The sequence below is a fragment of the Bradyrhizobium sp. 23AC genome, from assembly GCF_054863025.1.
This window is the reverse complement of record NZ_JAVAYN010000153.1, coordinates 1-272: the sequence shown is the minus strand read 5'-3', so window position 1 is coordinate 272 and position 272 is coordinate 1. Positions and strand designations below refer to the sequence as shown.

Genomic DNA, 272 nt, shown 5'->3' with positions numbered 1-272 from the left:
TGCGTCATCTCCTTGGCCGGCGCAGCAGCGGCAACCGGGGCCTCCGGCACCAGCGGCGGGGCTTCGGCAACGGGAGCTGCGGCAGCGCCCGCGGCCATAGCGGCCATGCCCTGCTCGACCATCGCTTCCAGCTTGTCGATGAGGTCGCGGTCGGTCCCCTCCGGCTCGGCTTCGGTGGCCTCCAGCCCTGCGAGGATTTCCTTGATGCGGTCGATCGAGGACAGGATCACCGTCACCGCCTGCCCGGTCACCGGCATGCCGTCACGGAATTT

At 69.5% G+C, this 272-nt stretch carries 1 protein-coding gene; it reads right to left on the bottom strand.

Annotation, left to right across the window (positions count from 1 at the left end; genetic code table 11):
• The coding region (locus RAD10_RS41880; RefSeq protein ID WP_461622026.1) for a hypothetical protein at positions 1 to 272 on the bottom strand (272 nt) is incomplete at both ends.